This is a genomic window from Paraburkholderia sediminicola (assembly GCF_046026675.1).
GTDB classification, from domain to species: domain Bacteria; phylum Pseudomonadota; class Gammaproteobacteria; order Burkholderiales; family Burkholderiaceae; genus Paraburkholderia; species Paraburkholderia sediminicola_F.
This window is the reverse complement of record NZ_JAQQEY010000001.1, coordinates 2055308-2078713: the sequence shown is the minus strand read 5'-3', so window position 1 is coordinate 2078713 and position 23406 is coordinate 2055308. Positions and strand designations below refer to the sequence as shown.

Genomic DNA, 23406 nt, shown 5'->3' with positions numbered 1-23406 from the left:
CTGACCTGTGCTGCAGCGAGCACTTTGTTGTTGCACTCGCGACGGATCCACGTTGATCCGCTAGCAGGGCTTAAAGCAAAGCTTGTGCCAATTGAGTGAAATTCCCGCTGCAGCGCCGTGGGACGGGGCTTTGCGGCATATGGCACGGGTCTGCTGTCAGCAGGATGTGGGGCGCGTCCTGATGCAGCGGGGCACAGGAATGGTGCGACGCAGCACCGTACGCGTGCGGGCAGTGTTTCGCGGCACTTAGCGACACTCACCGCGCACGGTCTGGCCGATCAGTACGGAAATGTACCTACCCAGGTTGTAGAACCGCCCTGTGTGACGGCCATGATAGACCGGCGGCGGCAAAGCACATCCCGGTGTTCTTGCAGATCAGACGCAGGATCGAGCACACGGCGTGGATGCGGCTACCCGAGGCGCTATCCCGAGCGATTCGCGCTTCCTCATCGTCCCCGAGCGGTAACTCATTCGTGAGAAAGCCGTGGCAGAGACGTTGCCGGAATGACCGAAGAAAACAGAATAGTGAGCTTCGATTCTGTCGGGACTTCAACTTGCTCAATACAAGGTATGCAACCTGGAGAAGCCGGATGTCCATTGATGATGCCGCACGGCTCCTGATCGCCGACGACGATCCGGATCTGCTGGCCGCCTACGTACTCTATTTCAGCGCACACGGTTTCGACATCCGGACCGCGCGCAACGGCCTCGATGCGCTCGCGCAGTATTGCGCGTGGCACCCGGGCGCCGCGCTGCTCGACGTTGAAATGCCGCGTCTCGACGGCCGTGCGGTCGCCCGCCGCATCCGCCATGAGGCCGATACGCCGGCGCCCATGCTGGTCGCCGTGACCGGACTCGCGCGCGACGAGGACAGGCGCGAGTCGTTACGCTCCGGATTCAATCATCATTTCGTCAAACCCGTGCCAATGCCGGTAATCCTCGCGGCGCTGACCGGGCGTGGCCGGCAATAATCGCCACATTAGTCGGCAAAGCCCAATTCAGTGTCGACCTCTTGACCGACGCGCAGCCATGCCCCGGCCCCGCGCGCCACGAGCGCATTGTTGCCGAAAGTCACCGCGCCGCCCCGTTGCGGATTCGCCCGGTAGACGCTCATCGTGTCCGTAGGCTCGTTCGGCCAATCAGGATCGGGCGCGCCCTTCGCCTGATCGACGGTCGGCATCGGACAGCGCGCGCACAGCTTGACCAGTTTCAGTTCCACGGCCTCCTCCGCTGCGCCATCGACGCTCAGACTCTCTACATAGTCCTCTTCGTATGCTTCGAGCCCTGTCAGCACGACGTTTGGGCGAAACCGGTCGATCGGAATGGACGGCGCGCCTTTACTGTTCAGGCGCACGTTCAGATCGTCGAGCGAGGCCTGTCCGATCACCAGCAGCGGAAAACCATCGGCGAAATACGTGGTGGCCCCGGGGACGCTAGCGGTGTAGTCCGGATCGACCTGCCGTTCGCGTTCGGGATCGAAGCGCAGAAGCCGCGACGGCACGCCGAGAAACGCTGAAAACCACGCTGCGCTCTCTTCTCCGGTGTCGAGTCCATAGGCCGCGTCGCGCCAGACCACGGTTTGCACCTTGTGCGGGGCACTCAGCCCGGCGGCGTCGAGCGGCGTGCGCAACTCGCTCATGCCCGGCGCGCGGATCACGAGTTCATGTTCGCCGAGCTCGACCCCGATCAGCGCCATGCGGGGATACGCGCGCTGGGTGAGCATTGCGCCACTCGGGTCGGTGACCATCCAGTATCGATCGTATTCAAGCCCGGTGGCGAGCAGGCGTGCCTCGTGCAACGCAATGCCGGCGCAGGATTTGATCGGATAGACGAAAAGCTCGCTGATGGTAGGCATGGTGTGGGGGTATGGTGAACACGCGTTTTTTGTGTTGATGTCCGATTGTAAAGCGCCGGCACGTGCTGCCGGGCATCGGTCGCGCCGAACTTGAGCGGCGTATTGAGTGGCACATTAAGCGTCCCGCCCCGGAACGCCTGCTGAGCAAGAGTTTGCGCCGCGCGACCGCAAATCCGGCGGTGTGCGACGAGCTACCTGAAACCGGCCGGGCAATGCGACCGTTTCTTCCAGCCGCGCTTGGACGTAAAATCCCCAATCGAACCGCTCGGGCAAAGACAGAGCCGGCGCCGCAGCAATCGCGCAAACCGCGAGCGGCTGCGGCCCGTTGGTCAGTTGGTCAGTTGGTCAAGAAGTACCGACATCTATTGCGCCACGACCCTCGCTATGCGTCAAAAGCGCAGCGGGTCAGCGAGCTGGCAGTTGATCGCCACGGTCAACATCGGTTGCCAGACCCATCTGGACGGCGCCGGGCACACTCCGGTGCGTCACTGGATTGAACTTGTAGAAGCATCCCTACCATAAACGAAACAGGAAATTCATTATGCTGAGCAAACCCGTGTTGACCGTTGCCGAAACGACCCGAATCCTCGAAGCCGCCCGCGCGGAGGCCGAGAAGAACCAGTGGGCCGTTGCCATCGTGGTGGTCGACGACGGCGGCCATCAACTCGGCATGCTGCGTCTGGACGGCAGCGCGCCGGCCAGTTCGTACATCGCGACGGAAAAAGCCCGCACTTCGGCGATCGGCCGCCGCGAAACCAAGGTATACGAAGACATGATCAACAACGGCCGCACGGCATTCCTGAGCGCGCCGCTGCAAGGCACGCTGGAAGGCGGCGTGCCGGTGATCGTCGACGGCCAGGTGGTCGGCGCGGTCGGCGTGTCGGGCGTCAAGTCGGATCAGGACGCGCAAATCGCCAAGGCGGGTATTCAGGCAATCGCCGCTTAAGTTCGGATCCATTCGGAATCCGTTCAAAGCGGCGGCAACAAAAAACGAAGCACAACACGGACCGATGCCCCCTCATCGGTCCCATTCAAGGATGGAGCAGTCGATGACTCAGATGAACACGCGCGGTGGACTGCAAGTCGCCGCCAACCTCGACCAGTTCGTCGAAACCGAAGCCCTGCCCGGCACCGGAATCGACAGCGCGGCATTCTGGTCAGGTTTCGACGCCCTCGTGCATGAGCTGGCGCCGAAAAACCGTGCGCTGCTGGCCGAGCGCGACCGCCTGCAAACCGAACTGGATACGTGGCATCGCGCCAATCCGGGTCCGGTGCGCGATCTGCGCGCGTACCGTGCCTTCCTCGAAGGCATCGGCTACATCGTGCCGTCGCCCGCAAGCGTCAAAGCCACGACCGACCACGTCGACACCGAAATTGCCGGGCAGGCCGGCCCGCAGCTCGTCGTGCCGCTGTCGAATCAGCGCTATGCGCTGAACGCGGCCAACGCACGCTGGGGCAGCCTGTACGACGCGCTGTACGGCACCGATGCGATCCCCGAGACCAACGGCGCCGAAAAGCAGAAGGCCTTCAACCCGGTGCGTGGCGCCGCGGTAATCGCATATGCCCGCCAGTTTCTCGACGAAGCGGCCCCGCTCTCGAACGGCTCGCACGTCGACGCCACGCTGTATAGCGTCGAAGGCGGCAAGCTCGTCGTCACGCTGAAGAGCGGCAAGACCGAACTGAAAACGCCGGCGCAGTTCATCGGCTATCAGGGCGACGCGAGCGCACCGTCCGCCGTGCTGTTGAAGCACAACGGCCTGCACTTCGAAATCCAGATCGACGCGAACGATTCGATCGGCAAGACCGATTCGGCGCACGTGAAGGATGTGCTGGTCGAAGCCGCGGTAAGCACGATCATCGACTGCGAAGACTCGGTTGCCGCTGTCGATGCGGACGACAAGGTCCAGCTGTATCGCAACTGGCTCGGCCTGATGAACGGCACCCTGACGGAAGAAGTTGCGAAGGGTGGCAAGACCTTTACGCGCCGTCTGAATGCCGATCGCGAGTACACCGGTGCGGACGGTTCGTCGAAGGTCAAGCTGCACGGCCGCTCGTTGCTGTTTATCCGCAACGTCGGTCACCTGATGACGAATCCGGCCGTGCTGACAAAAGACGGCAAGGAGATTCCGGAAGGCATTCTCGATGGCGTCATCACCACGTTGTGCGCCCTGCACGACCGCAAGCACCAGTTGAATTCGCGCACCGGTTCGATCTATATCGTGAAGCCGAAAATGCACGGCCCGGCCGAAGTCGCGTTCGCGAGCGAACTGTTCGCACGCGTCGAAGACCTGCTGAAGCTGCCGCGCAACACGATCAAGATGGGCATCATGGACGAGGAGCGCCGCACCAGCGTCAACCTGCTCGCCTGTATCGGCGAAGCGTCCGAGCGTGTCGCGTTCATCAACACGGGTTTCCTCGACCGCACCGGCGACGAAATGCACACGGCGATGGAAGCCGGCCCGATGATGCGCAAGGGCGACATGAAGTCGAGCGCATGGATTGCCGCGTACGAGCGCAGCAACGTGCTGGCCGGTTTGAGCGCGGGCCTGCGTGGCCGCTCACAGATCGGCAAGGGCATGTGGGCGATGCCGGACCTGATGCACGCCATGCTCGAACAGAAGATCGCGCATCCGAAGGCCGGCGCGAACACCGCATGGGTGCCCTCGCCGACCGCCGCGACGCTGCACGCGCTGCACTATCACCAGGTCGACGTACAGGCGGTTCAGCAGGAGCTCGAACGCACGGACTACTCAAAGGTTCGCGACGAACTGCTCGACGGCCTGCTGACCATTCCGGTCGTTGCCGAAGCGAAGTGGAACGCGGATGAGATCCGCAGCGAAGTCGAGAACAACGCGCAAGGCATTCTCGGCTACGTGGTGCGCTGGGTCGACCAGGGTGTGGGCTGCTCGAAGGTGCCGGACATTCACAATGTCGGGCTGATGGAAGACCGTGCGACGCTGCGTATCTCCAGCCAGCACATTGCGAACTGGCTGCATCACGGTGTGGTGACGCGCGAGCTGGTCGAAGAGACCTTCAAGCGTATGGCGAAGGTGGTCGACGAGCAGAACGCGGGCGATCCGCACTACCAGCCAATGGCGCCGGGCTTCGACACGCTGGCTTTCAAGGCCGCGCAGGCACTGGTGTTCGAAGGACGTGAACAGCCGAGCGGCTATACGGAACCGTTGCTGCATAAGTTCCGGCTGGAAGTGAAGAAGGCGCAGTAAAGGCTTTTTCGGGGCGGGGCGGGGCGTGGCTTGGATATAAGGCTCGATCTTGCGAACCCGCCCGGGTCCCAGCCGCAAACCGGGCCAGATAGAAAGACGGGCGCCGCATGATGCGGCGCCCGTTTTAATTTGCGCGGTAGTACTGCGCGTTGCTTCTGCGTGAAAAGATTCCTACACCTTAAGCTGCTTCAGCCGTGTACTGCGCCGGCACGCTGGCCTGCATATTCGCCTGCATATAGGTTTGCAAATACGCTTCGAATTCCGCCTTCACTTCCGGATGACGCAGCGCGAATTCCACCGTCGCCTTCAGATAGCCCAACTTGCTGCCGCAATCGAAGCGTGTGCCGAAGTAGCGGTACGCAAGCACCTGCTCTTCGGTCAGCAGCGATTGCACCGCGTCGGTCAATTGCAGCTCACCGCCCGCGCCCGGCTTGAGCGCGCGGATATGCTTGAAGATGGTCGGCATCAGCACGTAGCGGCCCACCACGCCGAGGTTCGACGGCGCATTGTCCGGCGCCGGCTTTTCGACGATGCCCGACAGCTTGATCACATTGTCTTCCCACTCGCGGCCATCCACGACACCGTACGAGCGGCTGTCTTCGCGCGCGATGGTTTCGACGCCGATCACCGAGCTGTGATAGTGGTTGAAGGTATCGACGAGCTGGCTCATCACCGGCTTCGAGCTGTGCAGCAAGTCGTCCGCCAGAATCACGGCGAACGGGCTGTCGCCCACCAGTTTCTCGGCGCACAGCACCGCGTGACCCAGACCGAGGGCTTCGGCCTGACGCACATAGAAGCAGTCGACGTTAGCCGGCTTGATGCTGCGCACTAGGTCGAGCAGCTTCTGTTTGTTGCGTGCTTCGAGTTCCGCTTCGATCTCGTAGGACTTGTCGAAATGATCTTCGATCGCGCGCTTGCTGCGGCCCGTCACAAAGATCATCTCGGTGATGCCGGCGGCAATCGCTTCTTCAACCGCGTATTGAATCAGCGGCTTGTCGACGATCGGCAGCATTTCCTTGGGGCTTGCTTTGGTAGCCGGCAAAAAGCGTGTCCCGAGGCCCGCTACGGGAAACACGGCTTTGGTGACTTTCAGCATGGTAGGCATTCCCACATCGGTTAGAAATTAGTGTGTTCGCGGGCCTCGCGGCCACTCGATGTCGCCGAAAAGACTAACAAAAAAATTAATCCATTTCGTGCGTTTATTTTTATCGATTCAAATAAATAAATCGATTCGCTTTCGATATTCCGGATCGTGGCATGCACCAGGAAACAATTACGTATCCGTATCGAATTATTTTCTGAAATTCCGAAAATTTTACGTATCCGGCGAAGCGGATCGCGGGCCATCTCAAGCGCGTCCGGGGGCGCATTGTGGATGCACGAAAGCGCCCCCGGGCACCGCTCATTCGTTCTCGTCGATCTGGGGCAGCTTGCCCGGGTTCATCCGAAAACGGCGGATCGGCTCGTTGCGCAGCGCCTCACGGTAGGCGGAGGCGGCGACGAGGATCAGCAGCACGGCAATGCCGGCGAGTAAATGCAGGTTCATGACTTCACCTCTGGTCAAGAGAATCCGTGCCTTAAATTAGCACAACAAAAGCGGCAAATAATTCGATGTAGCAAGTACTTATGCGGAATTACACTTCGTCACAAAATCGCCATTTAATTTGATTTGCCATGCAATTTTTTATCGATTTTTTACCTCCGCTGTGCACTAGCATGTGATGCACCGCGGGCGCGCACGGCGTGCCCGGTGAATAAGCTTTTTCTTCCTTCAGAATAAGGACCGCGTATGAGCGACTCAGCACTGGATGCCGCCGGCTCATCCCTGCCCCTTTCCCCGTCACGAAAGGCCGCCGCGCCGCGCGCGCAGAGCGAAGCGCGCGCCGAGAGCGCCGGCAAGGAACATGTAATCGACGCCATGCGGGGCTTCGCCGCGCTTCTGGTCGCGTATTTTCATTGCCGCCAGGTCGAATGGGTGGGCATGCAGACCTTTCATCAGAGCGTCGGCCATTCTTTCAGTTTGAGTACGATCGCCGCCTACCTGACCTTCCCGATTGCCTGGGGCTCGGCCGGCGTGCCGATTTTCTTCGTAATCAGCGGGTACTGCATTCATCGCGGCGGCGCGCTACGTCTGGCAAAAAATCCCGACTACCGGCTCGACACCGGCAATTTCTGGATCCGCCGTTTCGCGCGTATTTATCCGGTATTGCTGGCAGCGCTCGTGCTGACATTTGCACTCGACTGGGTCAGCCTGCAGTTGCCGCCGGTCAACCACAAGATCCGCGAGATCGGCCTGCAGGCCTTCCTCGTCAACCTGTTTTCGCTGCAAGGCGTGGCCGGCAAGACGTTTGGGTCGAACGGCGCGCTCTGGACGCTATCGCTCGAAGTGCAGTTCTACGCGATCTATCCGCTGCTGTTCGCGCTGCGCCGGCGTCTGGGCATGACTTCCGTGCTGGCGATCGTCGCGGTGATCAATGTGGTGTCCGCCTATGTGCTCGAACGCCACGATATGCAGTTCTTCACGTCCTACTGGTTTTCGTGGACGCTCGGCGCGTGGATCGCCGACGCTAAGGCCCGTAGCACGCCGGAGGCGCGTTCGTCGGTCTGGCTCTACGTGCTCGCCGCGGCGTTCATCGCGCTCGGCTGCGCGGCGTTTCATTTCGGCCAGTACGGGGCATTTCAACTCTGGGCGGTCGGCTTTGCCTTCTACCTGTACAAGGCGCTGGAGCGCCCTGATGCTGATAAGGCCGATACGCCAGGCGTGCGCCTCCTGTCACGGTTCGGCGATTTCAGCTTCTCGCTGTATCTGATCCATCTGCCTATCTTCGTGCTGCTGTCGTCGATTCTGTTCCGCTCGTCGCTGCAGATGTCGATCTGGCCGTCGTTCGGCTACATGCTGGTGGCCGTGCCGGTAGCCTACGTGTTCTACCGGCTGGTCGAACTGCCGGCGATGAAGTGGTCCGCGAGTTTCAAACCGAAGAATGTAGTGAAGCCAGCCTGAGAGCGATGTAATAGAAAGGTCGGAGAAACATAATGTTCAGTTCAGAAACAGGTTTCTCCTTCGACAATGTGAGCAAGCCGTGCCGCCGGGACCACGTTGTATAACCCGGTTGCGTAGCCAGTGTGCGGCGCAAAAAAAACGGAGCGGAAGTCCTCAGGACTTTCGCTCCGCTGCGCTAACGACAAAGACTGGCCGAGTCCCTGCCTACCCCCGCGTTAAATCACTTCGCACGTTCATCAGCTTAAGCGCCCGCGCAAGCCCCTCAACGCCCCGCCACGCGCTTCAGAATCCGTTCGACACCTTCCACATACGTCGCCGTCCCGAACCGGCTCAGCGCCGTCTGATACCCGTTTCTGACAAGCTTGTTACGCAGATCGTCGTTCGAGCGCAACTCGGCGAGCGTGTCGGCGAGACCATGCGCGTCGCCGGGGGTGCATAGCACGCCGTTTTCGTAATCGTCGATGATCTCCAGCACGCCGCCTGCGCGTGCCGCTACCACCGGCCGCTGCGCCAGCATCCCCTCGACAATCACGCGACCGAACGGCTCCGGCGTAATCGACGTATGGACCACCGCATCGACCGCGCACATGCAAGCCGGAATATCGTGCTGGAAACCAAGGAAATGCACGCGGCCACCCAGGTTGTGCGCGGCGACGAACGCATGCAGTTCGATCTCGTACGCGTCCTCGCCGAACAGCGGCGCCCCCACCAGCACGGCATGCATCTGCGGATTGAGGACCATCGCTTCGAGCAGCACGTGTTGACCCTTCCAGCGCGCGAGGCGGCTGAACGAGCCGACCAGAAACGCATCCTGCGGCAGGTTCAGGCGCTGGCGCAGGGTCGCTTGCGGAACCGTGCGCAATGCGTCGAACGGCGCCGCTGAAATACCGTTGAACACCACGTCGATACGCTTTTTGTCGAAGTGCGTGAGTTCCGCGAAGGCGCGAGCGGAAGCCGCCGAATTGGCGATCACGTGCGTGAGTCCGAGGCGCGCGCACCACTTGATGATCGCCAGTTGCTTGCTGCCGAAATGCTCGGGACTCACGATATCGCGCAGATGCCAGACCACCGGCCGTCTGGCGAGCTTGCCGGCAATCGCGCCGATCACCATCGCGCGCTGCGTGTTCGCGTAGATCACCTCGGCGTCGCGCGCGCGTTTTGCGGTGGCGCGCACGAGCGACAGCAAGCCCTTGAGCGCCTGCCCCTTCGGCAGCGAACCGCCCTGCTTGCGCACATTGCGCAATGCGCCGGCTTCCAGCACGTTGACGGTCACGCCGGCTTTGGCCAGAGCGGTGCGGAACGGGCCGTCGTCGAACAGCACGACTTCGATGCGCGAGCGTAAAGCTTTAACGATTTCCAGCAGCGATAACTCGGCGCCGCCGAGCACGCCGCTCTGGTCGACCGCGAGAATGCGCGGTGCGTTGGCGCCCGGCTCTGCCTTGTAGGGGACGTACGGCGGCAGCGTTGCCGAGCGCAATGCCGGCACCGAAGCCCGCACGTGGGCGAAGAAACGTTCGCGGAAATTCGCGGCCGAAAACTGCTCGGCGTTCGCGCGGCAATCCACCGGCGAGAAACGTTTCACGTGACCGTCGAAACGCTCAACCGCTGCAATGATCGACTCGACGTTCTGCTCGTCGAAGAACATGCCCGTGGGTTTTGACTCGGACAGATCGCGCACGGTTTCAAGCGCCCCGCCCTTGCCGTAGGCGATCACCGGCGTGCCGCACGCCTGCGCTTCGACCACTGAAATACCGAAGTCTTCTTCCGCGGCGAACACGAAAGCTTTCGCGCGGCTCATCTTCTCCTTGAGCACCTTGAACGGCTGATAGCCCATGATCTCGACATTCGGGCCGGCCTTCGCGCGGATCTTCTGCATGTCGGGGCCGTCGCCGATCACCACGAGCTTGCGCTCCGGCATCTGCGCGAACGCTTCGACGATCAGATCGATCTTCTTGTACGGCACCATCCGCGAGGCGGTCAGATAGAAATCATCCTTGTCGGTGCATAACGCAAACGCTTCGACATCGACGGGCGGAAAGATCACCTGCGCTTCGCGCTGATAAACCTTCCTGATCCGTCGCGCGATGAAGTCGGAGTTCGCCACAAAACCGTCCACCGAATTCGACGTGCGGATATCCCAGTTGCGGATGTAGTGCAGAATCAGCCGCGCCATCGCGGACTTCGGCCCGGCGGTCAGCTTCGACTGCTGCAGGTACTGATGCTGCAGATCCCATGCATAACGAATCGGCGAATGCACGTAGCTGATATGCACCTGGTCGGGGCCGGTGAGAATCCCCTTTGCAACGGCGTGGCTGCTCGAGATCACCACGTCGTAGGCCGACACGTCGAGCTGCTCGATCGCGAGCGGCATCAACGGCAGATACGTGCGGTACTTGGTGCGCGCGAGCGGCAGTTTCTGGATAAACGAGGTCGTGACCGGTTTGCCGCGCAGAAAGCTGCGATCGTCGAGAAAATCGACGAGACTGAACAGATCCGCGTCCGGAAAGCACGCGACGATCTGCTCGAGTACCTTCTCGGCGCCCGCGTAGGTAACGAGCCAGTCGTGCACGATCGCGACACGCACCGTCTTGTCGCTACGCAACGCCGAGCGGCGCGACGGCGCCTGAACACCGGGAACGGTGGTGAGTTCAGCCAGTGCGCTGCGCGTCGCGGGTTGCAGCACGGCTTCTTCAAGGACTTCGTGGTTCATGCGCTTTTCCTCGGATTCAGTCGCAACAGCAGTGAACGCGCAAGATCGCGCAAAGCGGGTGTCATCGTGATCGACCAGGCGACGTTCGCGCCTACCATCAACAGGCCGGCGACGATCGCCAGAGCGAGACTCGGCAGGAAGCTGGCAAGCCACAGGCTGGCCAGCAGAAAAGCGAGGTGGGCGAGCATGTCGAGCGCGATCTGGCGGGCGCGAATCGCCGACAGGCGCAGCAACACGGCGTAGTCGAACAGCGCCCGACCGGCCACGGCTATCGCCGCTCCGGTCAGACCGAAATGGGTGATGCCGAGCCACAATGCCCCAGCAAACAAGGGCAATTCAAAGAGACCGACGCGCGCGGCGGTGGCCGGATTGACCTGTGACTGGATCAGAATCCGTGTGACGTTCGCCTGGCCGACGAGCCACACGGCGACGATCATGATCCGGCCCACCGGCGCTGCCACAGTGGCGATCTCATTGCCGACCCAGAGATGCAGAAACGGTTCGAGCACCAGCATCGCGACCAGTGCGACCGGCGTGAACACGCCATTAAGGAATTCGAGCGACTGCTGCGTGATGGTGTCCGCATCCGCGCGGCCGACGGCGGACAGGCGCGGAAACAGCGTGCGCACCAGCGCAGTCGGCACGATGTTCAGACGTGTCACGAGGTTCTGCGGCACCGTGTAGTACGTAACGAAGCGCGCACCGAGGCTCGTGCCAAGCATCACGCGGTCGAGCGATTCGGCGATCATGTTGGTGACGCTCGCAATCAGCATCCAGCCGCCGAAGTTGAAGAGCCCCTTCGCCACGCCGAGTTGCGGCGGCAGAATGCTGCGGATGTCCAGCACCTTCAGCGCAGAGCGGCCCAGCAGAATCGCCGCGAGAATCCGTGCAAACACTGCCGCCGCGAGCACGTTCTGCAGGGTCGCCCCCAGCCACAGCGCGGCGCCGAGCGGCAGCAACTGGAACAGGAAGGTGCCGATCGTCTGATTGGTGTTGTAGACACCAAAGCGTTCAGCGCCGTTGATCGCACCGGCGAACACCCATGACACATTGGCAATCGGAATCGCCACCGCGAGCCACGGCAGCGCCATATAGACCTCATGCTGCAACTCGGGCGACACCTTGGTGAAGTACGCGGTGTACAGAAACGCACCGAAATAGATGATCAGGCCGCCGATCACACCGGTCGCAAGATTGAGCCACGTCGCGCTCCAGAACACGCGCGCGCTCTCGCCCTTGTCGCCCGAGGCGCGCGCCTTCGAGATGTGATTCTGCGCGGCCATGCTCATGCCGAGATCGAGAATCCCGAAGTAGCCGATCAGGGTCCACACGAGACTGATCACGCCGTAGCGCTCGACGCCGAGCAGCTTGATATACGACGGCACGGTCACGAGCGAGACGAAAGTCGGCAGCACCAGCCCGAAGAAGTTGATCGCTACGTTCTTGAGAATGCCTTTGTCCATCGGATGCCTTGGGTTTGACTACATTTGCCTGGTATTGCGAAGAAAGCGGTCATGCCATACGTTGTGTCATGGTTTCCAGCGATACATCATCACTTTCCCGCGCGCGTCTTCTTCGACGAACACGAGGTACTCGCCATTGCTGCGCTTCGCGGCGCTGATGCCGTTGGGTACATCGACCCAGCCCGACGCGCTGCCCACTTCCGGGCCCGGACGGATCACCCCGATCTCCTTGCCGCTGTCCTTGTCCCACACGTGCACCGCGCCGACCGGCTCGACGCCGAAGATGTATTGCCCTTCGACCGTGAGGCCGATGATCGTGGCGATGGGTTTGGTCTGCGTGGTCCATGGCAGCGTGATCGAATAGCGCTGCACCGGATTGCCGCTCGACCATTTGTCGTAGCGCACCAGCACGCGGCCCACTTCTTTCCAGAAGCCGCGATCCACCGGCGTATCGGGCGTATAACCAGTCACATACATCGTGTCGGTGTCAGGCTCGTAGATCGCGCGATGCAGTTCGGTAAACGGTTGCGGCACCGGGTACTGCGTCAGGTTCGAATACGAGTAGATGGGGTTGCCCTTCGCGTCGAGTCCACCGAAACGGAAGCGGTAAATGCCCTTGTTATCGCGGGTGCGCCAGATATCGCCGGCGCTGTCGACCCACCAGCCCCAGCCGCCCGCGAGCTTCGTGCCGCTCGTGTTGAGCGTGAATTCGTCCGTGTTGAACTTGCCGTCGCCGTTCACGTCGCGCCAGATCCAGTCGCCGCCGGGCGGCGCATTCGGCACTTTGGCGACCGCGCGCTCGCGCCCGGCGATAAAGCCCGAAGGAATCGCGGTCTCGCCGTCGTGCTGCGGGTCGAAGCGATAGATCTTCAGGTGGTCCGCATACATGTCGGTCAGGTACAGGAACGTGTGGCCCTTGAGCTTGCGAGCGATCGGCAAGCCGGGATACTGATCGGTGTGAAAGACCGGGTCATCGGGATACTTGAAGCGGTTCGACAGAAAACCCGCGTATTTCCAATCCTGTCCTGCAGGCTTCGAGAGATCGAGTTCGAAGCGCTTATTGCCGGTATAGACGCTGTCCGGACGCGACGGATCGATCCATGCGCCGTCGACGAATAACAAGCCTTGCACCTGCCAGTTCTGTTTGCCGTCCGGCGCGTAACTCTCGAGCGTGGCGCCGAGGCCCGCGCCGATCGGGTCGTAACGTGGACCGATGCCGTTGGTCGACACATAGACGTTGCCGCGTGCATCCACGCCCACGCCGGTCAGACCGTTGAAGCGCTGCGGTCCCGGCTTGCCGGCAACGCCGCTGAAAATGCCACCGCGTTCACCGAGCGCGCCCGACTCCGCATAACGGCCGTTGTTCTTGCTGAAAAACAGCACCTGTTGGCGCGGACCGTTGTCCGCGATCAGAACGCGGCCTTGTGCATCCAAGGCGATATCGACCGCGACCGTATCGGCGGGCAACGTGAACGTTTCGTCGATGCGCTTGCCCGCGGCGGTGTAGTGCTCCACATGGGGCGCCTTGTCGTTGCGTGTGCCGCTCAACACCCAGAGCGTGCCGTCGGGGGCTAGCGCGATACGGCCCGGCTCGTGCACGGTCCAGGTTGTTTTCTGCTGCATCGATTCCGCGTCATACACTTCGATGCGATCGCGTGCCGTGTTCGACGCGTAAAGCGTGGTGTCATTCGCCGCCAGACCGCCGATTTCGGCACTCGTACCGGTCGGCACTTCGTTCATCATCAGAAAGCCGGCTGCCAGTTGCGCATGCGGGTCAGCGCTTTTCGCGGCCGGCTGGAACGGTGCGGCGCGCTTCGGATCGGCGATTTGCCGACGCGAAATACCGAACCATTGTTTGCCCTTCTCCGGCCACACGCCCTGCTCGACCAGACGTCCTTTCTCGTTGCCGACCTCGATCGCCACGAAGGCGTACTTGCGATTCAGCGCGATCGCGCTGCCGCCAGCGTTGCCCCAACCATGCGTGCCGCCCGCGAAGCCGAGCATCTTGCCGTTCTGGTAGACGCTCGCTTCGGCGCCGCTTTCGTCCCACGGCGCGTTCGTATAAACCTTGCCGTCCGGCGCGACCGCAATGGCGGTGATGTTGATCTGCGTCCATGTGCCATCGCCGAAACCGAAGGTGTTACCGATCCACGAATTTTTCGCGTTCAAAACGGTTTCCGCGGATGCCGTGAAGCTGACCGATGCCGCCGTCATTCCGGCCGCATAGGCAAACACAGCAAACCAGGTTTTGAACGTGAAACGGGCCAAAGTTATTCCTCCAATCAGGGCCTCGCCGCGAAGGGGTAAAAGCCCGCGCGGGTGCAAAATCCAATGAGATGACGGCTGAGGCCGCTAGAAGCGACGCAAGAACACGAGACTGATTCCCGCAAGACACGACGTATAAGAAGGGGCTTAGAAATCAGGCTCATCGCAGCGCCCACGGTCCAACGCGAACCCGATCGAATACGAGCAGTCGGCGCGTGACGCACGCGCCGTCCCTGGCCCCCCGTCCACACGGCTCACATTACGCGGAAAGAATGCCGCGACGAAAATCGAAAATAATTCAAAAATATTCGGCGCTTTAAGCATCGTGAAAGAAAATGATTTAAAAATCGATTAAATGAAAATGGACGTGCACGCCTGCGCCCCAGAGTGCCTTTGCGCCCCATCCTTACCGATGCAGCCTGACTCCGGCTGCACTTCTTACGGATTGCGACAGCCACAAGACACAAGCATAAAAATCTATTGCGAATGGATAACGAAACACCCTGTTGCAATCTGATTCATTTATCCATTTCATTCCCGTTTTTTCATCAATTTATTTTCCCTAGAATCGAATGCACTCCCGTTGCGACGCGAAGCGAGCGCGCTCTTGCCCTCAAGCCCTGTTCCTGACTTGAGAAGGCTCGCGCGATCCTTCGCCCGGCCCATTCGCTTCACACCATGGACGGTTCATGACTGCTAGCGCACTGCCCTTAGCGCCCTCTCACTCTCGCCGCATCGTGCAGCTCGACGGTTTGCGCGCCATCGCCGTGCTCGCCGTATTCGCCCAGCACGCCTTGAAAGCGCCGCTGTGGATGGGCGTCGATCTGTTTTTTGTTTTGAGCGGCTTCCTGATTACCGGCATCCTGCTCGAGCGCAAGGCGCGTCAGCAGTCGTATTTCGGCTATTTCTATGCACGCCGGGCGCGGCGCATCCTGCCGCCTTATCTGCTGCTGATGGTGGTGTCGTCGATTCTGTTTGGCTTCGGCTGGGCGCAGCACTGGCAGTGGTATGCATTCTTCGCGACCAATATCGGCGACGCGCTCAATCAAAGCGGTCACGACAGCCTGAATGTGCTGTGGTCGCTGGCGGTCGAAGAGCAGTTCTATATCTTCTGGCCGTTCGTGATCCTGTTGCTGCCCGAGCGCCTGCTCGGCTACGTGGCGGCCGCGCTGATCGTGCTGGTGCCGGTGCTGCGCGCAGTCGCCACGCCCTGGTTCGATTCGTTCTGGCCGATCTATTACCTGACGCCGTTCCGCATGGACCTGCTGGCGGCCGGCGCGCTGCTCGCCGTCGCCGTACGGCGCGATCGCAATGCACTCGAGCCGTTCAAGGGCCTCGCCGTGCTCGGCTTTTTTGCCTCGCTCGCGGTGCTGGCGTGGCTGCATCTGCACTATCCGCGGTTCCGGGCGGCCAATACACCGCTGTCGAACGCTGCGCTCTACAGCATTTCGTTGGTGCTTTGTACTTCCGTCGTGGTCATCGCCCTGCAAAGCAAGGGCATCGTCAAGCGGCTGCTGTGCAACCCCGTGCTGGTCTATGTCGGCACGATCAGCTACACGATTTATCTGATCCACCTGAGCGTGCTGTACACGCTGTGGCCGCTGCATCTGAACCGCTATCTGACCGCGGCGCTGGCACTCGCGATCACCCTCGCCTACGCCAGCATCACGTGGTTCGCGTTCGAAAAACGTTTGATGTTCGGCTCGGCAGGCAAAGCCCATGCGCCCGCCGGCAGCGTGTCGGGGGGCGCATCGCGAGCGCCGCAAAGCCGCGCATGAGGCGCCGGGCGTGGCTTGCTGCGTGTGTGTCGGCCGCTGCGTCAGTGCTGGTTTTCCTGGCACCGGACGCGCATGCCGGAAGTCCGGCATCGCAGGTTCTGGTGGACGCCTACGGCGATTCGACCACGCTCGGCGTTACGTGCAGCGAGGGCCACTGCGGACCGCAGGCACAAAACGCCGTGTCGTATCTGCAGGACGAATTGCAAGCCAGGTACGGTCAAAAGGTGCGCGTCACGAACTACGGCGTGGGCGGCACGATGGCCAGCCAGCTGCGCGACGGCACCGGCAACCGCCGGGCCGGCCCGACCGCCGGCATGCCGTGGCAGGAACGGCTCGCCGCTTCGTCCGCGCAGATCGTGTTGATCAACTACGGCATTAACGAAGTGATGCAGAACCAGACGCCCGAGCAGTTTTACGCGGCCGAAACGACGCTCGTGAAAACTGCCCGCGCACTCGGCAAAGAGCCGGTTCTACAGACCTCGAACCCGATGCCCGACAACCGCCTGAACGCGCGGCTCGCCACGATGGTTGCGATGACGCGCCGGGTGGCCGCCGAACAGCAGGTGCCGCTCGTCGATCAGTTCGCGTACGTCAGCAATCTGCCGGACTGGAAGACGCTGATGTCCGACGGCGCGCATCCCAAGCCAGGTTTGTACCGGCTCAAGGCGGAACAGGATTTTCAGGTCGTCGATCCGCTGGTGCGGCGACTGCTGGACGGCACGCTTTGAAGCTCCTTTTTCAAGTGCACTTCTCTTTCTCTTTTACCAATATCGAAGGCAAGCTATGAGCCAACCACGCAAAGCGATCATCACCGGCGTATCCGGACAGGACGGCGCCTATCTGACCAAACTGCTGCTCGACAAGGGCTACCACGTGACCGGCACCTACCGGCGCACGAGTTCGGTCAACTTCTGGCGCATTCGTGAGCTCGGCGTGCTCGATCATCCGAATCTGCGTCTGGTCGAACACGACCTGACCGATCTGGGCTCGACGCTGCGTCTGCTCGAAGGCGCACAGGCCGACGAGCTGTACAACCTCGCCGCGCAGAGTTTCGTGGGTGTCTCGTTCGACCAGCCCGTGACGACCGCCGAAGTGACCGGCATCGGCGCGTTGAATCTGCTTGAAGGCATCCGCATTCTGAATCCGAAGACCCGTTTCTACCAGGCGTCGACGTCAGAAATGTTCGGTCTCGTGCAGGCGGTGCCACAACGCGAGGACACGCCTTTCTATCCACGCAGCCCGTACGGTGTGGCCAAGCTGTTCGCGCACTGGTCGACCATCAACTATCGCGAGTCGTACAACCTGTTCGCAAGCAGCGGGATTCTGTTCAATCACGAATCGCCGCTACGTGGCCGCGAATTCGTCACGCGCAAGATCACGGACACCGTCGCGAAGATCAAGCTCGGCAAACAGGACGTGCTGGAACTCGGCAACCTGAGCGCCAAGCGCGACTGGGGCTTCGCGCTCGAATACGTGGAAGGCATGTGGCGCATGCTGCAAGCCGATGAACCCGATACCTTCGTGCTCGCCACCGGCCGCACCGAGACGGTTCGCGACTTCGTGCGCATGGCTTTCGCCGCCGCGGGGTATCAGATCGAATGGTCGGGCAAGGAAGAGCGTGAGACCGGTATCGACGTGGCGACCGGCAAGACGCTGGTGCGCGTGAACCCGAAGTTCTATCGTCCGGCGGAAGTGGATCTGCTGATCGGTTGCGCGGACAAGGCGCACGAGAAGCTCGGCTGGAAGCCGGAAACCACACTTGAACAACTGTGCCACATGATGGTTCATGCGGACCTGGGTCGGAACGAGCATCACGAGACGTTCTGATCCTGAGAGGCGGCTGCATGGGCAGCCGTCGCCCTGTGAAAAAAGGCCTGATCGCAATGATTCAGGCCTTTTTTCTATTGCATCATAAAACCCTTCAGTGCACCCCACCCGCCGCGATCGCCTCGCTGTACACCGATGCCACACGCTTCGCGATTACCGAATTATCAAAGTTCTCGCGCGCATAGCGGCGGCAGGCATCGGCATCCGGCAACTTCAGTGAGCCGTTCAATGCGCCTGCCAGGCCTTCCGCGATCGCCTTCGCGCCGGTCTCCGGCAACACCAGATTCGGCGACAGACCCGCCACCGCTTCCGGCAAACCGCCCACCGGCGTCACCAGCACGGGCGTGCCCGAAGCCAGCGACTCAACGGTAATCAGCCCGAAGCCCTCCAACGCCACCGTCGGCACCACGCTGATATTCGCCGCGCGGTACAAAGCGGCCAGATGCTGATCGGGCACGAAGCCCAGCAGCTTCACGTTGTCTTCGAGGCCCGCCTCGGTGATACGCGCCTGCAACTCGCCTTCGAGCCGCCCTTTGCCCGCGATCAGCAGCAGCACATCGGGCTCAGTGCGCTTAAGCAGCTTCACTGCATCGATCAGATCTTCCAGACCCATACGGCGCACCAGGCGCCGCACCGCCAGCACGATCGGCCGGTCCTGCGGCAGTTGCAGCTTCAGACGCGCCTCGGCCGGTGTGATCGGCAGATTGAACTGCTCGACATCCACGCAGCCCGGCACCACACGCACGCGGTCCGGCGCGATGCGGTAGCGCGAAGTCAGAATCTTGCCGAAGGCCTCCGACAACACGATCAGCCGCGATGAACGCGCATACACCGATTGCTCCAGATAACGCTTCGCGCGCTGACCGAGCGAATCGGCGCCTTCGACGTGACTTTCGTCGGCCCACGGTCCCTGAAAATGCGAGACCTGCGGAATGCCGCGCGTCACGTCGAGACCCGGAAACGTGTACAGCGCGAAGTGCGACGAAATCACATCGGGACGTGAGGTGCTGATTTCCTGGCGCAGCGCTCGGCGTGCCGCCATCAACCGCAGCGGCAACGATTGCGCGGCGGAGCCAAAACCATTGATCGCGCCACCGGTGTCCGCAGCCACTTTGGGCGAACCGGCCACCACGCCGCGCACCGCGACGCCCGCGCCCGGCAATGCGCCGACCAGCGAGTAGTACATGCGGTCGAGGCCGCCCGCGCGTTCGGGAAACCAGTGCATGCCGATCTGCAGCGATTTGATTGATCTTGTGGTCATAGTTGTTGTCCCTGAGCGTTCTGAGCGTTGTGGTGAGTTGTCTGCCCGGCCAGCGTGTTCAGCGTCAGCGCGTCGGTCTTCGCGACCACCGCGGCCTCCACTTCGCTGCGTCGGCGGTCCTTCTGCTGCCCCGCCAGTTGCCGGTACAGCGCGATGTATTGCGCGGCCATCCGCGCCCAGCCGAAGCCGGTCGCGAGTTCGTTGGCGGCGACGCCCATCGCGCGGCGCGCGTCGTCGTTCTCAGCAAGACGTGCGATAGCGCCCGCCAATGCCTTGGGATCGTCCGGGTCGTCGAGCACGATGCCGCATTCCGGCGTAATGATTTCCGCACCGCCCGCCGTGCGCGCCGTGACCACCGGCAGACCTGCGGCCATCGCTTCGAGCAAAGACAGGCTCATCGCCTCGTAGCGCGAGGGGAACACGAACGCGTCGACCGAATGCATCAGCACCGGCATTTCTTTGACCAGCCCGAGAAAATGCACGCGATGCGCAATGCCGAGCGCCTTCGCTTCTTCCGGATACGGGCTGCCCGGCAGAAAACCGGCCACTGCGATCTGCACGTGTTCGGGCAGATGCTTGAGCGCTTGCAACACCGTGCCGAGGTTCTTGCGCGGCGTGCGCAGATCACCGACGAAGAGCAGCAGGAACGCGTCCGCTGGCAAGCTGAATTTCGCACGGTCGCCCGTGGCGGCCGCAAAGCCTTGCGTATCGACGCCGTTGTAGATCACGTCGACCCGGTTGTGAGGCGTCAAGCCGATCGCGCGAATTTCATCGGCGACCTTTTGCGACACCGCCGTGATCACCTTCGAGCGCCGGTAAGCCCAGCGTTCGAGCAATGCGTTGCAGCGCGTATAGACCGACTGATACGCGGACCATACGCCCTTCGTGAGCCCAAACGGGTAGTACTTGCTGCCGAACCAGCCGCTATGCACGAAGTGCGAGGTGTTGACGTCGGCAGGCGCCCACGTGATGAAGCCGTTCACGTGCAGCACGTCGAATTCGCGGCGATGCGCGCGCAGCCACATTGCGCTTTTGAACGCGAACACCTGCTGGCGCAGCAGATTGGTGGGCCACCAGCGGCCGATCTTCATCGGCACCCAGCGGACGTTCGGATGCGCGAGCAGATCCGGCGCAACGTGCGACGCAACCAGCGTCACACCGATGTTTTCCTCGAGGGCGGCGCGCGCAATCTCGTGGTTGACGCGCCCCTGGCCGTCGTTATGGCGCACGACGTGCGTGACAATGGCGACTCTCAATCAGTGCCTCCGTGGAAAAGTAGCGTGCGTCTGCGGTTCATCTTTTCGTAGTGCACCGCGGATAGGATCGAAAAAACACTCATGAAAAGCAGCAGCCCGCCGGTGCCGACCAGCGAATTGGTGAACACCAGCATCGCGAAGGTCGCGAGGCTGAGACTCAGGCAGGCGGACACGAATTTGTCGTTGCGCAGCTTGAACGACGCGAGCGCCGCGCGCACCACCAGCCACACGATGCCGGACATGTAGAGCAAGGTGCCGGGCCAGCCGAGCACGAACGGGATGTTCATCACGCCGCTGTCGAAGTTGCCGTACTGGCCGAGTTGACCGCCGTCGTTCGAGAGCTTGGTCGAGGTGCCGGTCGCGCCCATGCCTTCGCCGGAGACGTCGGTAAAGGCGGTCTTCGCGAAGGTCGCGTAGAACTCGTTACGCGCGGCGTAGCTCTGGTCGTCGCTCAGATTGACGAGCGTGTTCAGGCGCGCCTGCATCCGCTCGGCGACCGGGCCGACCGTGAGCAGCGGCACGCAAAGGCCAGCAAGCAGCACCGCACTCGCCACGATCCGCACGCGCACCTTGTTGTTCGCCTTGACCAGCTGGATCAGGAGCGCGATCACCCAGCCGCCCCACGTCGAACGCACGAGGCTCAGCGCGAAAGCGAAGAAGCCCAACGCCGCCGCGACCCAGCGCACGCGGTGCGTCGCCGCCATCACGTAGACCATCGCACCCATCATCGCGAACGCGAACGGTCCCGACGAGTTCATCGTGCTGAACACGCGCACGCCCATCGGCACAGGATCGCCCTGCGAATTCATCTGCGAGCCGAGCATCCACAGCGCGTCCCACGGCGGCATGATGAAGAACTGGATCAGGCCGTAGCCGCCCATCACCAGCATGCCCCAGATAAAGGTACTGACGATGGTGTCGCGATACTTCGGGTACTGGCGCGTGTGCGCCATGATGTGAAAGCCGATCAGGATCGGATAGAGCCAGTTCGCGAGGTCATAGGTCGCGGCGAGCGGCCCGCTCGACATCACGCCGATCATGAACGCGTAGGCGAGTCCCATCAGAACCAGCAGCACCGGCAGGCCACGCCGCTGCGAAAGCAGCTTGTAGTAGCGCAGCAGAGAGAACGCACTGATCATCGTCACCGCGAGCGGCGCGACCTGGATCAGGCTGGTCGGCGTGAACGAGCCTTTGGACCAGTCGGCAAGCCGCCGCACTTCCGGGCTCAGGAACCACAGCCACCACATGAAGCCGATGTAGCGCGCCGGGCTCTTGAAGTAGAGCCACAGGCCCGTCAGGATCGCGAGCACCGGGAATCCGAGCGTGAGCACCGTGCCCTGATGCGCGATGATCAACATCACGGTGATCAGCCACAGTAAGGCCTCCGGCAGCCACTCCTTGCGAGCGCCGGACAGTACCCGCTCCGCGTTATCGCCGCCTCGCGCAATCGTCGACATCGTTTAGAGACCTCCGCGTGATTCGCGCGGGCCAGGGCGTTGGCCTTGCCCCTGGCTGCCCGCGCGAACGCGCGCCGGCTGGTTCGCCGCGGCACGCGGCGCCGGTGCCACTGTGTCGGCGTCGGCCGCACCGGCCGTCACGCGTCCGCGCGACGCTGCGCGCGCCCGCAGCATCTCCTGCGTAATTCTCACGTGCTGCATCGCATAGTTCTGCGTGGTCAGATCGCGCGACAGCAAACCGGCAGCCGCAGCCTGCGCCTGGCACAATGCATCCGCGGGAGAGGCGGCGAGCCGGTCCACCGCCTCACGCAACGCCTGCGGATTGAACGGCGGGATGTAAGCCGCCTCGGCCGCCGGAAAATAATCCTGCAACGCGCCGACGTCGGTGACCACCATCGGCTTGCCGACCGCCGCCGCTTCCAGCATCACCGTAATGCCCGAGGCGTGCGAATTCGGCCGCAGCGGCACGACGATCACGTCGGCCCAGTCGTAGAGTTCGTGCTGCTTCTTGATACCGGAAAACAACGCGATCTCGACGTTCGGCGCGCGCAGCGAGGCGGGAATCCGCCGGCGTGTCGCGAGCTTCACTGTGTAGCGCGCATCGTTGCCGAAGGCCTTGATAAGCGTTTCCCAATCGCGGTCGCGATCGTTGCCGATCGCCGCGATGCGGATCGGCGTATGCGGCGCCCATTCGGTCGGCGCCTTCACGGGGAAGTCCTGCGTGTTCAGGCCGTACAGGAGCGGCTTCGCGTCGCGATTGAAATAGCGCCGGCACAGCTCGGCGTTTTCGCTGGCGAGCGTAGTCAGCTGGTCCGCGCGCGTCATCAGCTTGCGATACAGCCAGCTGCGCAGAATCCCATAGGAAGGCCATTTGTCGAGCAGCCACACGCTTTGCGCCAACAGCAAGGGGCTGGCATCAGCACCCGCCTTGCGGCCGCTCAGCAGCAGCATCAGCGCGGCGGACAGCCATTCCTGCTCGGTATGCGTCCAGATCACGTCCGAGCGCAGCATCTCATCGCGATTGCGCCACGTATGGATGAAGTCGAACCCGAGCGCCGCCTTCAGCGCGCGGCGCAGCAAACGCACCGGTTTGCTTTCGCGCGCGTCCTGCGAATAGGTCAGCCTGAACGCGTCGGATTCGGCATGGTGATACCCGTACAGGCAGCCGATGTTATCGCCCGGCCGGTAAAAGCGCGGGTCGGCGCCATAAAACAGATGAACGTGAACTTTCGTACTCATGCAGACACTCCGCTCTGCCGGTGGAAAGGGGCATCGGCCTGCGCGAGCAGGCGCCAGTGCCGATGCACGA

General features: G+C 62.1%; 17 protein-coding genes. 7 read left to right on the top strand and 10 right to left on the bottom strand.

The genetic code is table 11. The annotated features are described in order from the left end of the window. Positions 1-590 precede the first annotated feature (590 nt). On the top strand, positions 591-971 hold the full coding sequence (locus PQQ86_RS09020) for a response regulator (RefSeq protein ID WP_408265848.1): 381 nt from the start codon (positions 591-593) through the stop codon (positions 969-971). 8 nt (positions 972-979) lie between these two features. Here PQQ86_RS09020 and PQQ86_RS09015 read toward each other — a convergent pair whose 3' ends face one another. Next, a complete protein-coding gene (locus PQQ86_RS09015; RefSeq protein WP_408265846.1) occupies positions 980-1855 on the bottom strand; it encodes an MOSC domain-containing protein in 876 nt (291 codons plus the stop codon). A gap of 541 nt (positions 1856-2396) precedes the next feature. Between PQQ86_RS09015 and PQQ86_RS09010 the strand changes: the two genes are divergently transcribed. Together PQQ86_RS09010 and PQQ86_RS09005 are read left to right on the top strand one after the other, a co-directional pair. Next, positions 2397-2801, top strand: a complete 405-nt coding sequence (locus PQQ86_RS09010) for a heme-binding protein (protein WP_028196523.1) — start codon at positions 2397-2399, stop codon at positions 2799-2801. Positions 2802-2904: 103 nt separating this feature from the next. Beyond that, positions 2905-5079: a malate synthase G gene (locus PQQ86_RS09005; protein ID WP_408265844.1), complete on the top strand. Its 2175-nt coding sequence runs from the start codon at positions 2905-2907 to the stop codon at positions 5077-5079. A 178-nt stretch (positions 5080-5257) separates the two neighbouring features. Here the strand turns inward: PQQ86_RS09005 and galU are convergent, their stop codons facing one another. Both galU and PQQ86_RS08995 read right to left on the bottom strand, forming a co-directional pair. Further along, entirely contained in the window at positions 5258-6175 is a 918-nt protein-coding gene (gene galU / locus PQQ86_RS09000) for a UTP--glucose-1-phosphate uridylyltransferase GalU (RefSeq protein ID WP_408193413.1), read from the bottom strand. A gap of 306 nt (positions 6176-6481) precedes the next feature. Then, complete coding sequence (locus PQQ86_RS08995) at positions 6482-6625, bottom strand: hypothetical protein (RefSeq protein WP_167378338.1); 144 nt, start codon at positions 6623-6625, stop codon at positions 6482-6484. A gap of 243 nt (positions 6626-6868) precedes the next feature. Here PQQ86_RS08995 and PQQ86_RS08990 point away from each other — a divergent pair, with 243 nt between their 5' ends. Beyond that, positions 6869-8080 carry an acyltransferase family protein gene (locus tag PQQ86_RS08990; RefSeq protein WP_408265841.1) on the top strand — a complete coding sequence of 404 codons (1212 nt, stop codon included), beginning with the start codon at positions 6869-6871 and terminating at the stop codon, positions 8078-8080. A gap of 262 nt (positions 8081-8342) precedes the next feature. Here PQQ86_RS08990 and PQQ86_RS08985 read toward each other — a convergent pair whose 3' ends face one another. From PQQ86_RS08985 to PQQ86_RS08975, 3 genes are all read right to left on the bottom strand, one after another. After that, the gene (locus tag PQQ86_RS08985) at positions 8343-10790 is read right to left on the bottom strand and encodes a glycosyltransferase family 4 protein (protein WP_408265839.1); all 2448 of its coding nucleotides are present in this window, start codon (positions 10788-10790) and stop codon (positions 8343-8345) included. After that, the gene (locus PQQ86_RS08980) at positions 10787-12253 is read right to left on the bottom strand and encodes a flippase (protein WP_408265837.1); all 1467 of its coding nucleotides are present in this window, start codon (positions 12251-12253) and stop codon (positions 10787-10789) included. Before PQQ86_RS08980 ends, PQQ86_RS08985 begins: the two co-directional genes overlap by 4 nt. A gap of 66 nt (positions 12254-12319) precedes the next feature. Further along, entirely contained in the window at positions 12320-14521 is a 2202-nt protein-coding gene (locus tag PQQ86_RS08975) for an NHL repeat-containing protein (RefSeq protein ID WP_408265835.1), read from the bottom strand. Between the two features lie 686 nt (positions 14522-15207). Between PQQ86_RS08975 and PQQ86_RS08970 the strand changes: the two genes are divergently transcribed. From PQQ86_RS08970 to gmd, 3 genes are read left to right on the top strand one after another with little or no spacing between them, the layout of a single operon-like run. Then, entirely contained in the window at positions 15208-16296 is a 1089-nt protein-coding gene (locus tag PQQ86_RS08970; protein WP_408265833.1) for an acyltransferase family protein, read from the top strand. Next, positions 16293-17024 carry an SGNH/GDSL hydrolase family protein gene (locus tag PQQ86_RS08965; protein ID WP_408265831.1) on the top strand — a complete coding sequence of 244 codons (732 nt, stop codon included), beginning with the start codon at positions 16293-16295 and terminating at the stop codon, positions 17022-17024. The genes PQQ86_RS08970 and PQQ86_RS08965 overlap by 4 nt, the downstream gene beginning before the upstream one ends. A gap of 55 nt (positions 17025-17079) precedes the next feature. Then, positions 17080-18123, top strand: coding sequence for a GDP-mannose 4,6-dehydratase (gmd, locus tag PQQ86_RS08960; protein ID WP_054037584.1), 1044 nt, complete (start codon positions 17080-17082; stop codon positions 18121-18123). 94 nt (positions 18124-18217) lie between these two features. Here the strand turns inward: gmd and PQQ86_RS08955 are convergent, their stop codons facing one another. From PQQ86_RS08955 to PQQ86_RS08940, 4 genes are read right to left on the bottom strand one after another with little or no spacing between them, the layout of a single operon-like run. Beyond that, positions 18218-19384, bottom strand: a complete 1167-nt coding sequence (locus tag PQQ86_RS08955; protein WP_154559279.1) for a glycosyltransferase family 4 protein — start codon at positions 19382-19384, stop codon at positions 18218-18220. Continuing rightward, positions 19381-20640 carry a glycosyltransferase family 4 protein gene (locus PQQ86_RS08950; RefSeq protein ID WP_408265828.1) on the bottom strand — a complete coding sequence of 420 codons (1260 nt, stop codon included), beginning with the start codon at positions 20638-20640 and terminating at the stop codon, positions 19381-19383. The genes PQQ86_RS08955 and PQQ86_RS08950 overlap by 4 nt, the downstream gene beginning before the upstream one ends. Then, complete coding sequence (locus PQQ86_RS08945) at positions 20637-22097, bottom strand: glucose-6-phosphate isomerase (RefSeq protein WP_054037590.1); 1461 nt, start codon at positions 22095-22097, stop codon at positions 20637-20639. Before PQQ86_RS08945 ends, PQQ86_RS08950 begins: the two co-directional genes overlap by 4 nt. Positions 22098-22100: 3 nt before the next feature. Then, positions 22101-23336 (bottom strand): glycosyltransferase, encoded by a 1236-nt coding sequence (locus PQQ86_RS08940; protein ID WP_408265826.1) that lies wholly within the window; start codon positions 23334-23336, stop codon positions 22101-22103. Between the last annotated feature and the right edge of the window lie 70 nt (positions 23337-23406).

Excerpts from the sequence above, each read along its gene's own strand:
- PQQ86_RS08955 (WP_154559279.1), bottom strand. The coding sequence starts at position 19,384 with ATGACCACAAGATCAATCAAATCGCTGCAGATCGGCATGCACTGGTTT.
- PQQ86_RS08990 (WP_408265841.1), top strand. The coding sequence starts at position 6,869 with ATGAGCGACTCAGCACTGGATGCCGCCGGCTCATCCCTGCCCCTTTCC.
- PQQ86_RS08945 (WP_054037590.1), bottom strand. The coding sequence starts at position 22,097 with ATGTCGACGATTGCGCGAGGCGGCGATAACGCGGAGCGGGTACTGTCC.
- PQQ86_RS09005 (WP_408265844.1), top strand. The coding sequence starts at position 2,905 with ATGACTCAGATGAACACGCGCGGTGGACTGCAAGTCGCCGCCAACCTC.
- PQQ86_RS08980 (WP_408265837.1), bottom strand. The coding sequence starts at position 12,253 with ATGGACAAAGGCATTCTCAAGAACGTAGCGATCAACTTCTTCGGGCTG.
- PQQ86_RS09020 (WP_408265848.1), top strand. The coding sequence starts at position 591 with ATGTCCATTGATGATGCCGCACGGCTCCTGATCGCCGACGACGATCCG.
- PQQ86_RS08940 (WP_408265826.1), bottom strand. The coding sequence starts at position 23,336 with ATGAGTACGAAAGTTCACGTTCATCTGTTTTATGGCGCCGACCCGCGC.
- PQQ86_RS09010 (WP_028196523.1), top strand. The coding sequence starts at position 2,397 with ATGCTGAGCAAACCCGTGTTGACCGTTGCCGAAACGACCCGAATCCTC.
- galU (WP_408193413.1), bottom strand. The coding sequence starts at position 6,175 with ATGCTGAAAGTCACCAAAGCCGTGTTTCCCGTAGCGGGCCTCGGGACA.
- PQQ86_RS08970 (WP_408265833.1), top strand. The coding sequence starts at position 15,208 with ATGACTGCTAGCGCACTGCCCTTAGCGCCCTCTCACTCTCGCCGCATC.
- PQQ86_RS08985 (WP_408265839.1), bottom strand. The coding sequence starts at position 10,790 with ATGAACCACGAAGTCCTTGAAGAAGCCGTGCTGCAACCCGCGACGCGC.
- PQQ86_RS08965 (WP_408265831.1), top strand. The coding sequence starts at position 16,293 with ATGAGGCGCCGGGCGTGGCTTGCTGCGTGTGTGTCGGCCGCTGCGTCA.
- gmd (WP_054037584.1), top strand. The coding sequence starts at position 17,080 with ATGAGCCAACCACGCAAAGCGATCATCACCGGCGTATCCGGACAGGAC.
- PQQ86_RS09015 (WP_408265846.1), bottom strand. The coding sequence starts at position 1,855 with ATGCCTACCATCAGCGAGCTTTTCGTCTATCCGATCAAATCCTGCGCC.
- PQQ86_RS08995 (WP_167378338.1), bottom strand. The coding sequence starts at position 6,625 with ATGAACCTGCATTTACTCGCCGGCATTGCCGTGCTGCTGATCCTCGTC.